Origin of the sequence: Clostridium sp. DSM 17811 (assembly GCF_018861905.1) — a bacterium.
Classification (GTDB): Bacteria; Bacillota; Clostridia; order Clostridiales; family Clostridiaceae; genus Clostridium_AD; species Clostridium_AD frigoriphilum.
On record NZ_JAHLDU010000001.1, the window covers coordinates 253,123 to 267,154 of the forward strand.

Consider the following 14,032-nt stretch of genomic DNA (forward strand, 5'->3'; position numbering starts at 1 on the left):
ATTAAATATTGTGAGTTTTTTATATGGATGTTAATTAGCTAATTAATCTTAGATTTTATAAAATTCTTCAAAAGATCTTGTTACATAAAAATGATCTAATACCCCACCTAATTCTCTTATTGAATGCATAGCCAAAGTTGGACTTCCCATATCTACTGACCGTATATTTAAATGAGTTGAAGATATCGGCCCTATAGTTGAACCTCCCCTAGCATCAGAACGATTAACAAATTTTTGAATCGGAACGCCTGCCTTTTCGCAAATTAATTCATAAACTGCATCTGAGTTACTATCAGTTGTATAACTTTGACTGGCACTAATTTTTATAACTGGACCCTTATTAATATATGGTTTGTTTGTTGGGTCATTTTTTTCTGGACTATTAGGATGAACAGCATGTGCATTATCTGCAGATATTATAAATGATTTAGATATAGCTCTAAAAAACTCTTCACGATTTTTATGGAGAGAAATTGTAATACGTTCTAAAATATCAACCAACATATTTGAGTCAGCTCCCTGCTTTGTTGAACTTCCCACCTCTTCGTTATCAAAACAAACTATTACATTTGTCGCCTGGACAGACGAGTCCCTAGATATCGCACTTATCCCAGCATGTACCATCGCTAAATCATCCAACCTTGAGCTTGATATAAATTCATTATTAAGTCCGATAATTGATCCCTTTTCGTACTCATAAAGGAATAAATCAAAATCTATAATTTGCTTAAGATCTACAGATAATTCTTTCGCAATGGCACTAATAAGATAATTGTTTTTTTCTAGATTTTCATTAACCATTGAAAGTAATGGCAATAGATCCTTTTGCTTATTTAGCTCAATACCAGTATTAATATTTCTATTCATATGAATAGCTAAATTAGGAATTATCATAATTGGTCTTTTAATATTTACTAACCTAGTTTCAGGATGCAAAATATCATCACTCTTTAATGTTACTCTACCAGCTATTGATAGTGGCCTATCCATCCATGTATTTAATATAGGACCACCATAAACTTCTGTATTTAATCTTACATACACATTATCTACTACCATTTCGGGGCTCGGTTTTATTCTAAAGCTTGGTGAATCTGTGTGTGCTCCAATAATTTTAAAGCCACTTTCCTCAATTTCTCCCTTTCCAACTACAAACGCAGTTAGTGCAGAATCATTTTTAGTCACAAAATATTTTCCACCTTTTTTAAGCTCCCATTTATCTTCTTCTTTAATTTCCACAAATCCGGCTTTGCTTAAATGCTCTTTAGCCTTTGATACAGCATGATATGCTGTTGGACTATCATAAATATAATTAATAAGATTTTGGGCAAATTTTAATTCTTTAGACATATATATTCCTCCAATTAATGCTAAGACATATAAGCACCTTGCTTATCTCTATTATTAGTATAACAAATTTCTTGCATAATATTTCTATAAAAGCTAAATAACTGCTATAATTGCTTGTAAGAATTATATTTGAATTTTTTTTCAAATTATACAATATAACTAGAGGTGTAAATATGTTATCAAAATTTTTAATTTCAAAATTCGTAAAAAATTATCAAGATACTACTAATAAAAAAGTAAGAGATGATTACGGTTACCTAGGTGGCTCAGTTGGAATTATACTAAATTTAGTACTTTTCACTACAAAATTAATTATAGGAATAATATCAAATAGTATAGCAATTACAGCAGATGCCTTTAATAATTTATCGGATGTCGCTTCATCAGTTATTACAATTCTAGGTTTTAAACTCGCTAGTAAACCAGCAGATAGAGAACATCCCTTTGGTCACGGAAGGCTCGAATATATTTCTGGCCTTATAGTGTCGTTTATAGTAATTCTAGTAGGTTTTGAATTTATTAAAACCTCTTTTGATAGAATAATTCATCCATCCAAAGTAATTTTTAATATTGTACCCTTTATATTAATATTAGCCTCAATAGGTTTTAAACTATGGATTAGTGGGTTTAATAAGATTATGGGCAAAGCTATAAACTCCTCAGCACTACAAGCCTCTTCAACTGATGCATTAAGCGATGTAGTAAGTTCAAGCTGCGTTGCAATATCACTGTTTTTATCTATTTGGATTGATTTTTCAATAGATGGATACATAGGTATCCTGGTATCCCTTATTATAATATATGCCGGATATTCGCTTATAAAAAAGACAATGAACCCGCTTCTTGGTGAATCTCCTGATATAGAACTAGTAAACGGTATTCGATCAAAATTACTATCCTTTGATCATATTACAGGTTGCCATGATTTAGTTATCCATAACTATGGTCCCGGCCGATGTATGGGATCTATTCATGCCGAAGTTCCTTGTGATATGTCTATAGTGAAAATCCACGAAATTATAGACGAAGCTGAAAAAGAAATTTCTGATGAATTTAGTCTATATTTAGTTATTCACATGGATCCTATAAATAAAACGGACAAGGAAGTTAACGCATCGCGATTAGAGCTTTTAAATATATTAAAATCCTTTTCTATAATAAAATCAATTCATGACTTTAGAATTGTAGGCGAAGGCGATCATAAAAATTTAATATTTGATGTCGTAATTGATTTCGATCCTAAATTTTCAGAAAGTGATGAGCTTAAACTTCAAGATGATATTAATGTAGCTCTTAAAAAATCTTACCCTTATTATAATGCTGTTATGACAATTGATAGAGATTATATAGGTGTATAAAATCAAAAGATATATTTTGCTACAAATGCATTTCACGTAATTTATACCTTTTTTGCGTTTTGAATTATTATTCCTATACAGTTATGACAGATATATATAGCGAATCCTACACACTCTTATATTATATAATTATATTGCTTTTAATTTAAATTATGTTATATTCAGTACATAACAAAGTATAATTTAACATCCATCTGTGTTTACCTAACAAATTAAAGGGAGGTTATTTTACAAAATGCCTAATTTAAATAATGTTGACCCAATGGGATTAGTCCTATTTACTTTACCACTATTAATATTTGTACTATCTATAGCAATGCAATTTATATTTAAAAAAAGATTAGTTATTTTATTTACTACCTTTGTATGCTGTTTAGTTGCTACATTTACTATGTTTAATTCAAGTTTTTTAATTTACTGTTTTATATATACATTGATTTCATTACTTGGAACCCTTCTAGGAGATGTAATTCTTAAAACCAAAAATAACTTTATTAGAAAAAGAAAATAAACTATAATATGCTGAAATACAAATCAAAGGAACCCAAAATGGGTTCCTTTGATTTTTTCATATTATTATCTTCTTTTGCGAATGTAGAATTCTCGTGAGCCTGACAGGACACATAACAATTAATAATTGTTATGTCCCCCAGAGAACTGCCCAGAGGTTCAGGCTAGCGAACCCACAGGACAACCAGGGTGAGCGGTAGAGAATTCTACATAAGCAAAAGATTAGAGTTTCTTAATGAAATTTCACGTTTCGAGCTCGTATTGCAATGCATGCTGGAGAATTTAGATACTTTTGTTATCTATAAACATACTTCGTTACTAATCATTTCTTTGTATGTTTGTCTTTTGCATATTATTTTGTGATTACCTTCATTAACTAAAACTACTGGAGCCTTAGGTATTTTATTGTAATTACTACTCATTGAATAGCCATAAGCACCAGTTGATAATAAAGCCATAAGATCTCCACTATCCACCTTTGGTAGATTAACACCCTCAAGGAGTATATCCCCACTTTCGCAGCACTTACCTGCAATTGTAACTACCTCCATACATGGTCCACTTATTTTATTTGCAAGCACACATTGATATTGTGCATTATACAAAGCTGGTCTTATATTATCAGTCATTCCACCATCTACTGCCACATACTTTCTAACGTCTGGAATATCCTTTATAGCACCTACAGTATATAGTGTTATCCCTGCATTAGCTACAATTGATCTACCAGGTTCTATAACAAGAATGGGCTGTTTTATTCCATATTCTTTGCAACAAACTTTAGTCTCCTCAAGTATAACTGAGCAAAATTCTTCTATTTCCTTAGGCTCATCACCCTCATCATAATAAACGCCAAATCCTCCACCTAAATCTAATTCTTCTATATCATAATTAAACTTATCTTTTATATGTTTAATTACAGTTGTCATTATATTTACTGCTTCTCTATAAGGTTCTACTTCGAAAATTTGAGACCCTATATGACAATGAAGTCCTGCTAGTTTTATACTAGGTAAACTTAAAGCAATCCTTATAACTTCTTCAAGCTCATTTTTTAATATAGTAAATCCAAACTTTGAGTCAATCTGTCCAGTTTTTATGTAATCATGAGTATGGGCTTCTATACCAGGAGTTACTCTAAGAATAACCCGTTGAATAATACCTTTTTCCTTTGCATTTTCATTGATAATTTCCATTTCATGAAGATTATCTACCACAAAGGTTCCAACTCCAAGTTCTATTGCCATTTTAATTTCATCAATTGTTTTATTATTACCATGAAAATATATGTTTTCTAGTGGAAATTTAGCCTTATAAGCAGTATATAATTCTCCTCCAGAAACTACATCTAAATATAAACCTTCACCTTTTATAATTTCACACATTGCAATAGTTAAAAATGCTTTCCCTGCATAAGCTACCTTATTATGTTCGCTCTTAGCTTTAAAAGATTTATAGAATCTTCTACAATTATCTCGTATAAGCTGTTCATCCATTATGTAAAGTGGAGTACCATACTCCTTTGCTAGTACCTGTGCACTTACACCTGCAATACTTAACGTATTATTCTCATTTTTTACGTTGCCGAAAAATCTCACATAAATCCCTCCTTATATCAATATATTATTTATAGATTAAATTCCTTTGCAACAAGCTTTATAGCCTTTAGTTTGTCACTAGTTTTAATTGCACAAGTAATTCTTATTTCTGATGTAGTAATCATTTTAATCTCGATATCATTTTCACTAAAAACCTTAAACATTCTAGCAGCTACTCCAGAGGTTGTCTTCATCCCCAGACCCACCATAGAAAATTTAGTTATATCCTCATCAACTATAACTTTATTATCAACTGTTAATTTTTCTATGATTTTCAAACTATCTTTTAAGCTTTCTTTAGGAATTGTGAACGACACACTCACCATTCCATCTACAGGTGATGATTGACTTATCATATCTATATTAACCCTTTTACTTCCTATAGCTTCAAATATCGTTGACAATATATTTACATCTTTAGGTATATTCTTAAGTGTTACTGCAACATCATCATCACTTGTCGCAATACCAGTTACTGGTTTACTTTCCATATTCACGTTTTTTACCTCCTTAATTACAGTTCCTTTAATATCACTATCACTTAATCCTACATATATAGGTATACCATATTTTTGAGCAAGTTCGATTGATCTTGAATGCATTATCTGAGCCCCTAAACTTGCAAGTTCAAGCATCTCTTCATATTCTATTTCATCTAATTTTTTAGCCTCGCTATAAGCTCTAGGATCTACACTATATATACCGGAAACGTCTGTATATATTTCACATCTTCCATTAAGCTTTACTGCAAGCGCAACCGCGGTAGTATCAGAACCACCTCTACCAAGAGTGGTAATATCACCTTCTCCATTTATTCCTTGGAAGCCGGCAACTATTACAATTTTACCATCCTTTAAACTTTTTTTAATTTTGTTTCCATGTATATCCTCAATTAATGCCTTACCATATTGCCCACTAGTCTTAATTCCAATTTGGTATGCAGTGTAACTTATTGCATCATATCCAAGACCCTTAATTGCCATAGCAAGTAATGCACTTGAAATTATTTCTCCCGTTGAGAGTAATGCATCTAATTCCCTTTTATCTGGCTCTTCTCCTATCCCTTTTGATAAGGATAATAAATCATCTGTAGTATCTCCCATAGCTGATACTACTATTACTAAATCCGTATCTTTATCTTTTCTTTTTATTATACTTTGTGCGATCTTTTTAATTTTTTCTGTAGTACCTACAGATGAACCCCCATACTTTTGGACAACTACTGACATTATTAAATCACCCCTAATATAATTTACAACTTTTATGTATTCCTTAATCTGTCGCTAATATTTTATTTTTCTCTTTTGCACTATTAATACATGTCTCCAAAAAAAAATAATGCAGCAAAGGAACACCCTTGCTGCATAAAATTTATATTTTTACACAAACTTCGTGTACCTTGTAGCTCTCCACTAATAAATTAGTGACAACCCTACACATATTATGTGTAAAACCAGAAAATAATTTTACCAAATATATTTTCTTCGGCCATAACTCCTTTTCTTATTCATCCTCGCTTGCATGCTCCAAATAAGTACTAATAGACACAGCACCTCTACCCTAGGTAGTTTATTATTTAATTAGTCTTTAGTTTATCATAGTATGTTTAGAAGTACAAGTGTCAATTATCTGAGTTTTTACTGAATTCTAAATTAACCTATACTATTTGTATACACCATTTAAACTAAATAACATAACATATATATGACAATGTTATTTAAATTTAGGAGATGATAAAATGTGCGGTATTGCAGGATGGATTAATTTGTACGCTAATATTGAAAAAGAAAATAGAATTCTTTTTAAAATGACCGATACATTGAAACAAAGAGGACCTGATGCCGGCGGTTTTCATTTTTCAAAGCATGCGCTTTTAGGTCATAGGCGCCTTGTGGTTGTTGACCCAGAAGGTGGATCACAACCTATGACGAGAAAAATAGGCAGTAATACCTATACTATCGTTTATAATGGTGAGCTATATAATACAGAAGATGTACGAAAAGTACTAAGAGATAATGGATTTAGTTTTACCTCATATTCTGATACTGAAGTGCTTCTAGTAGCCTTTATTTTCTGGGGAGCCGAATGTGTTAAACATATAAACGGCATTTATGCCTTCGGAGTTTGGAATGAAACACATCAAACATTATTTTTAGCAAGAGACCCTCTAGGGGTTAAGCCACTATTTTATACACTCAAAGATAATTCATTAATTTTTGGTTCAGAGATAAAAACACTTTTAGCTCATCCATTGGTAGAACCGATTCTTGATAAACAAGGCCTTACTGAGCTATTTGGCTTTGGACCTGCAAGACCTCTCGGTAGTGGTATCTTTCAAAATATAAAAGAATTACCACCATCGCATAGCTTAATTTATAATAAGGAGGGTATTAAAACAAAAGAATATTGGAAGCTTACTGCTAAAACACATGATGAGAATTTATCTACAACTGCAGAGCACATACGTTCATTGCTTGTAGATTCAATAGAAAGGCAACTAGTTGCTGATGTTCCAGTGTGCACATTTTTATCTGGCGGCCTTGACTCAAGTATAATTTCGGCAGTAGCCTCTACCTACTTCAAGAAAAATAATATGCCTAACTTGAACACCTATTCTATAGATTATGTTGATAATAGAAAGTTTTTTAAACCTACAGAATTTCAACCAAATACAGATGCAGACTGGATTTATAAAATGGTAGACTATATCGGCTCTGATCATCACGATATATTAATTGATACACCCGAGCTAACATCATATCTTAAAGAAGCTGTTATTGCTACAGACTTACCCGGCATGGCTGACGTAGACTCATCATTATATCTCTTTTGCAAAGAGGTAAGAAAAAATTCTACAGTTGCTCTTTCAGGTGAATGTGCTGATGAACTCTTTGGTGGTTATCCATGGTTTAGACGTGAAGAAGATATTAATGCAACTACATTCCCATGGTCAAAATTCGTAAGTGATAGAAAAAGCATACTCTCTCCTGATCTTCAGAGTCTTCCACTAGAAGAGTATGTTCAAGATAAATATGATGAAAGTTTAAGACAGGTTCCAGGTGTTCCTGGTGAAAGTCAAAGAGAGCATAGAATGAGAGAATTATTCTATTTAAATATAAAATGGTTCATGATAACCTTGCTTACAAGAAAAGATAGAATGAGTATGGCGAATGGCTTAGAGGTAAGAGTTCCTTTTGCAGACCAAAGACTTGTAGAATATGCCTATAATATTCCTATGGATATGAAATATTATAAAGGACGTGAAAAAGGAGTGCTACGCGAAGCTCTCACGGGCCTTCTTCCAGATGATGTACTTTGGAGGAAAAAGAGTCCTTATCCAAAAACTCATAATCCAGCTTATACTATGGCAGTTCAAAAGCTTATGAATAATATACTAAAGGATAAATCATCACCAATACTACAACTAATAGACCAGAAGCATGTTCAAGAAATAGTTGATTCTGGTGGTAATGCCTATAAAAATCCTTGGTATGGTCAACTTATGACAGGGCCTCAGCTTATAGCATATTTAATTCAAGTAAATACTTGGCTTAAAGAGTATAACGTTATACTAAAATAAAAATATTATTATACGCAAAAAAAGTATATGTTACGTATAATGCATTGAAACAAGCTTTAGAACTTCTTATTTTACTTCTAATTAAGTTGCGTTAAGAAAAACATATGTTTGAGCGTTATAGCGAGTTTATGTTTTTTAGCAAATTAATTAGAAATAAAATTAGTAGTTCTTAGCGAGTTGAGTGCATTAATAGTAATATATACTTTTTAAAATTTTATGTAACTGGCTCCCCGTAAATTGGGACTACTCTCGTCCAGCCTTTCATTTTTCCATACTTAAGATATTTGTCGTAATACGCGAGCTCGGCATCAAGTATATCAGTCCATAACTTACGCAAGGATTCGTTCCTAATAGTCTCAATTATTGCTCTAAGATGAGCATCCAATGCAGATAATTGCCAGCTTAAAATAATTCGATACATAAACTTATCCGTAATCATTTCTGGGTCTATTGGAGTCTCTACCGGTAGTGCCGATCTATTAGGCAACGGTATATTAAGCTTTAGTGCTAATTTTTCAAGCTTGTTGACCTGCTTGTTGTAAATATATACCCCATGTTGAAGTATCACTTTAAACTCAGTATCATGAGCAAAACCCGAGAATATACCAATTATTTCAATTTGTTCATACCTCATAACAATATGATCCCAAATATGAAACGCTTCTGAAGTGGAAAGCTGTTCTTTTTCCTGAATAATAGCGGTTTTGTAAGTAGGATACGTCTCCTCCCAGCCTTTCAATTTACCAAACTTATAAAGGGTATCAAAATCCTGAAAGTGAATTTTTAGATCTTCTATAATAACACTTCTTAAATTGTCATTTGTACTGGTTGAACGAACCGCATGGCTAAGAGACATTAACTGTGCTACAAGGTCATGGTATATCTTTTTATATATATAATCATCTGTTATGTCATTAATCCGAGTTGCAAATTTGACGTCTACCGGAGGTCTATTTGGCATAATGATACGGAATTTTTCACCTAATTTTTCTAAATTATTTATTTGATTTTCAAAATTTTTCTGAAATCCACCTAGGATTACTTCCCAATCTACGTCATGAACAAAATTCTTAAATAATTGAACTGTTTGAGTGCTGACATATCTTGCTCTTAAAAGACTATATATATTAAATGCCTCCTGGATATCTACAACATCTTCTCTCTTATGAACTTTCTTAATTAACGAAATTATATCCAATACCTTCACCCCTCAGTTTTAAATATTGTTATTACTATGTGTAAAATAACTTATATATATACCTCGAGGGATGAAATTTTTATAACTTACTGCTCCTGATCAATAGACGCAGCAACTTCTCTATGACATCGTTCTTCTTGATCCATCAGCCTATTATTTGCAATTAACAGCTCGCCATCTTGATCCTCAATACGCTTTTGCAAAGCCAATTTCGATTTACTGAGCTCCGTCTCTATCGTTTTTAATTTAGTGATATTTACAAAAGTGATTACTACACCATCACTTTTACCATTCAACGTGCGATAAGGCAGGATGGACGCATTAAACCAACTACCATCGCGAGACAATATCTGTTTTTCAACTGAAATCAGCGTGCTTTGCACCTGCCTAACATCCTCTGTTAGTTCCGTATAAATAAGATCTGACACGATGTCAGTAACTGGCCTTCCTACGTCGCTGGGTATAAGCCTTGAGACTACAGTCATTTGATTGGTAAAGCGTTTAACAAGCAACTCATTATCCAAAAATAAGGTGGCAATCTTAGTGCTATCCATTAGATTTTTCATATCATTTGTGACAAGTGACAGGCCGTCTAACTTATCCTGTAGTTCAAAATTGATTGTCTTCAGCTCTTCATTTGAGGACTGTACTTCTTCCTTGGTTGTGGTAAGTTCCTCGTTCGTCGACTGAAGTTCTTCATTGCATGACTGCAGTTCCTCATTACTTGATTTAAATTCTTCTTTAGATATCTGCATTTCTGCATTGGTAGCTTGCCACATTTGTCGAGCTTGTAGTAGTTCTAGCTCTAGTTCCCCATCCCGCTTATTACTGATAGGCTTTTGTCCTGTTGCGCTTATTTTTTCGCATACAGTAGGAGTTACTACGTCGGTAAAAACAATCATTACCATTCCTCGCAGCGTCTCTGGCTCTTTAAGCGGATTTACTGTGATATCTACCCTCAGCTCTCCACCTTCATTTAGCACAACAGCATTCTTGGACGTAATCACTTCTTTTCCACGAACAGCCTTGTAAAAAGCATCATTCAGTTTATAGTTTAACCCTTCACGGGCCATGACAAAAATATTCCAATTAACCTTACCGGCAGCAGGTTCCAGGTACTTACCCGTTCGCCCAGTAATGTAGAGGATATCACCTTTACCATTAACAAGCACTGCAGCTGGTGAATAATATTGCAAAACCAGTTTATCAGCTAGCGACTGCATATTTTGAACCTCTTCCGACGGCTGGTTCGCTTCTGGTTGATACGGTGCAAAGGAGTTAGGAAATTCTATAGGCTCCTTCTGAATTAAAGGCCTAAGCCTCTGATAAATTCGCGATTTGAGATCAAGTGGTTTAAAAAGATCAGTAAAGTTCCCTACTGACTCCGCACTTCCTAAAAATAAAAATCCACCACTATTAAGACTGTAATGAAAAAGAGGAATTAACTTTTTCTGAATTTCTGGTGTCAAGTAGATAAGTAAGTTCCTGCAAATCATTATATCAACCTTTGTAAATGGAGGATCCTTAATCATGTTTTGCTGAGCAAATATGACCATATCCCGAATTTCCTTAATAACCTGATAGCCATGGTCCACCTTGCTAAAATACTTACTTAGGCGTTCGCTCGACATATCTTTTGTGATATTTGCAAAGAAAACCCCTTCCCGTGCTTTATCAATAGCTTTGGAGTCTAGATCAGTAGCAAAAATCTGAATAGAAAAGTCTTTGAAAGGCTTTAATTTGTTTATCACCTCTTTGAAGACAATTGCTAAAGAGTAAGCCTCTTCGCCGGTAGAACAGCCAGAGATCCAAACTCGAACCGTATCAGTTGGTGACCTCTGCGCTAAGAGTGCCGGTATAACTTTGTCTTTTAGCAATTCCCACTCCACATGTTCACGAAAGAAATTGGTAACCCCAATTAAGAATTCTTTAAATAGCACTTCCAATTCTTGAGGATTCTTCTTTAAAAAGCTCACATATGTAGCTATATCATCAAATTGGTGAATACCCATGCATCGTTCAATCCTACGTTGTATAGTGTTTCTTTTATACGAAGAAAAATCATGCCCTGTGTGTGATCGTAACATAGCTATAATACTGTCGAAGTAACCATTTAGTTTTTCTGTCTGGTCCTGACCTTCCATAACCATATTTGTCTTGTGTTCTATATAAGAAATAATCTTTGAAGGCATTGTCTCTACAGTCGATATACCATCTGCTAAACCTACTTGGGCTGCACTACGAGGCATATCATCAAATTTAGCAGAAGACGGTTCCTGGATAAATACGCCTCCGCCCTTTTCCTTAATCTCTCTAATTCCTACTGTACCGTCACTACCCATACCTGATAGTATAACACCAATACTCCTCTCCCGCTTATCATTCGCAAGAGAGCAAAAAAAGAAATCTATAGGCAGATGCAGAGCGTGAGACTGCCTATAATCAGAAATATGTATCACGTTATGTTTAATAGTCATATCCTTATTTGGTGGAATTATGTAGACTTTGTCCGGCTCCACAAATACGTTTTCATAGGCCTGTACCACTTCCATACTTGTTTCACCCTGAAGTAACTCCACCAAAATATCCTTACTATCATTCTCCATGTGCTGAACTATAACATAAGCCAAGCCGCTATTTTCAGGCACATTAAGAAGAAAATCTGACAGAGCCTCCAATCCCCCTGCGGAGGCACCTATGCCAACAATTGAAAAGTCTGTTTTTGATGTATCTATTTTAATAGCATCACTACCATAATTTTTAGTCCCTACTTTTGCGTAAGTGTTCTCATTTTCTTTCATACTAGCCCTCCATTAACAGATTTATGTACATATTATTATATCTTATTATAACAAATTGTTTGTAACCAAAGTATAATAGTCTTTAAACTTCTATATTTTTTAAAATAATCTGTTTTGATGACATATACACAATTCTGTCTAATTTAAAGAGTAAATATCGGAAAACTCAATATGTATCTTCTCAATTCGTTCTTGTGATTGAGTTTCAAACACTCCACATATATCATTTTCTTTAGTAAGTTCTGTTACTGGAAGTACAATGATAAACTCTGTCCCCCTGCCATATTCACTAAGTACTGAAATTGTGCCACCATGTAACTCGACAAGTGATTTTACTATGGAAAGCCCTATACCACTGCCTTCCTGTCTTCTTGTAATTGACCTATCTACCTGTCTAAATCGATCAAAAATAATATTTAACTTATCCTTTGGAATACCTATGCCTGTATCTTTTACGGATATTATAATGTTTTCTCCTTTATCGTACATATTTACCATCATACTTCCACCTGCTCTTGTAAACTTTATTGAATTGGAAAGTAGATTTAGTATCACTCTTTCAATCTTTTCTGGATCAAAGGACATTATACACTCCTCTATATCAGTATCAAAAATTAATTTTATGGACTTAGTTTTGATATATTCGGCCACTGACATAGTAACGCTCTCAATAACATTTACAATATTGCAGTTCTGTAAATTAAGATCAAGAAAACCTGCATCAAGTTTTGTAATATCAATCATATTATTTACAAGTCTTAATTGTCTGAAACAATTCTGCTTCATTATACCGCTATACTTTTGAAATTTCCTTTCTTTATCATTGAGTTCACCATTCATTGTATATGTATCCAAAAGCTGCAAGGTACATAAAATTATATTTAGTGGCGTTCTCAGTTCATGGGAAAGATTACTGAAAAACTCCGTCATTAAATTTTCGGATAAAATTTTTTCATCTAATAATTTCTTATTTGTTATATTCACAAGAGATAAGACTACCCCCTTAATTAAATTCTCACATGTACAGTATGGTGCGCACTTCAGTAAATACCAGCTTCCATTTTTACTTTGAATTTCCTTCTCATATAACATATGACTACTTAATACTTCAATTGCACCTATATTTAAATCATCATTGATGAGATTATTTGATATATCCTGCATTGGACGCCCAATATCTTGCACCTTAAGATTTATCTCTTTAGTAATGCTAGGCGTAAACTTTCTTATACAAAGTTTTTCATCAAGAAAAATAGTTCCAATATCTGTACTATTTAAATAGTTTGTCACATCACTATATAGATCGGACAATTCTTGATTTTTATGTTGATACTGGGTATTGATTTTTAGTAATTCATCATTTACTGCTTTAAATTCTTCGTTTGCACTCAGTAGTTCTTCATTATAAACAAGATGTTCCTCATTTGATGATTGAAGGCATTCTTTAGTATGCTGCAATTCATTTTCAAGTCTCATGATTTTTTCATTTAATTTTTTTTCCAAATCATATTTGTTTATATCTTCATATTTATCTACATTGTGATCCATACAATCTAGACTTATACTTGGCATTATATTTTTCATGATGCGCACCTCCTTTTTTTATTATTTAAATGATGATTTTAATCATATTATTA

Annotated in this window: 9 protein-coding genes and 1 riboswitch; of the genes, 3 read left to right on the forward strand and 6 right to left on the reverse strand. The window is 33.1% G+C overall.

Annotation, left to right across the window (positions count from 1 at the left end):
- Positions 1–48: 48 nt before the first annotated feature.
- Positions 49–1,350 carry a M18 family aminopeptidase gene (locus tag KPL44_RS01260; protein WP_216246644.1) on the reverse strand — a complete coding sequence of 434 codons (1,302 nt, stop codon included), beginning with the start codon at positions 1,348–1,350 and terminating at the stop codon, positions 49–51.
- A 173-nt stretch (positions 1,351–1,523) separates the two neighbouring features.
- On the opposite strand from KPL44_RS01260, the gene KPL44_RS01265 reads away from it, so the two are divergent.
- Together KPL44_RS01265 and KPL44_RS01270 are read left to right on the forward strand one after the other, a co-directional pair.
- Positions 1,524–2,708, forward strand: a complete 1,185-nt coding sequence (locus KPL44_RS01265; RefSeq protein WP_216246646.1) for a cation diffusion facilitator family transporter — start codon at positions 1,524–1,526, stop codon at positions 2,706–2,708.
- Positions 2,709–2,943: 235 nt separating this feature from the next.
- Positions 2,944–3,219, forward strand: coding sequence for a DUF2651 family protein (locus KPL44_RS01270; protein ID WP_216246648.1), 276 nt, complete (start codon positions 2,944–2,946; stop codon positions 3,217–3,219).
- Between the two features lie 298 nt (positions 3,220–3,517).
- On the opposite strand, the gene lysA is transcribed toward KPL44_RS01270, so the two are convergent.
- Positions 3,518–4,816 (reverse strand): diaminopimelate decarboxylase, encoded by a 1,299-nt coding sequence (gene lysA, locus KPL44_RS01275; RefSeq protein WP_216246650.1) that lies wholly within the window; start codon positions 4,814–4,816, stop codon positions 3,518–3,520.
- 29 nt (positions 4,817–4,845) lie between these two features.
- Positions 4,846–6,045 (reverse strand): aspartate kinase, encoded by a 1,200-nt coding sequence (locus KPL44_RS01280; protein WP_216246652.1) that lies wholly within the window; start codon positions 6,043–6,045, stop codon positions 4,846–4,848.
- A gap of 165 nt (positions 6,046–6,210) precedes the next feature.
- Positions 6,211–6,382, reverse strand: a riboswitch (Lysine riboswitch).
- 172 nt (positions 6,383–6,554) lie between these two features.
- Here KPL44_RS01280 and asnB point away from each other — a divergent pair.
- Positions 6,555–8,396, forward strand: coding sequence for an asparagine synthase (glutamine-hydrolyzing) (gene asnB, locus KPL44_RS01285; RefSeq protein WP_216246654.1), 1,842 nt, complete (start codon positions 6,555–6,557; stop codon positions 8,394–8,396).
- Between the two features lie 214 nt (positions 8,397–8,610).
- On the opposite strand, the gene KPL44_RS01290 is transcribed toward asnB, so the two are convergent.
- From KPL44_RS01290 to KPL44_RS01300, 3 genes are all read right to left on the reverse strand, one after another.
- Complete coding sequence (locus KPL44_RS01290) at positions 8,611–9,594, reverse strand: DUF3231 family protein (protein WP_216246657.1); 984 nt, start codon at positions 9,592–9,594, stop codon at positions 8,611–8,613.
- An 86-nt stretch (positions 9,595–9,680) separates the two neighbouring features.
- Positions 9,681–12,395, reverse strand: coding sequence for a chemotaxis protein CheB (locus KPL44_RS01295; protein WP_216246659.1), 2,715 nt, complete (start codon positions 12,393–12,395; stop codon positions 9,681–9,683).
- A 138-nt stretch (positions 12,396–12,533) separates the two neighbouring features.
- Positions 12,534–13,979, reverse strand: a complete 1,446-nt coding sequence (locus tag KPL44_RS01300) for an ATP-binding protein (protein WP_216246661.1) — start codon at positions 13,977–13,979, stop codon at positions 12,534–12,536.
- Between the last annotated feature and the right edge of the window lie 53 nt (positions 13,980–14,032).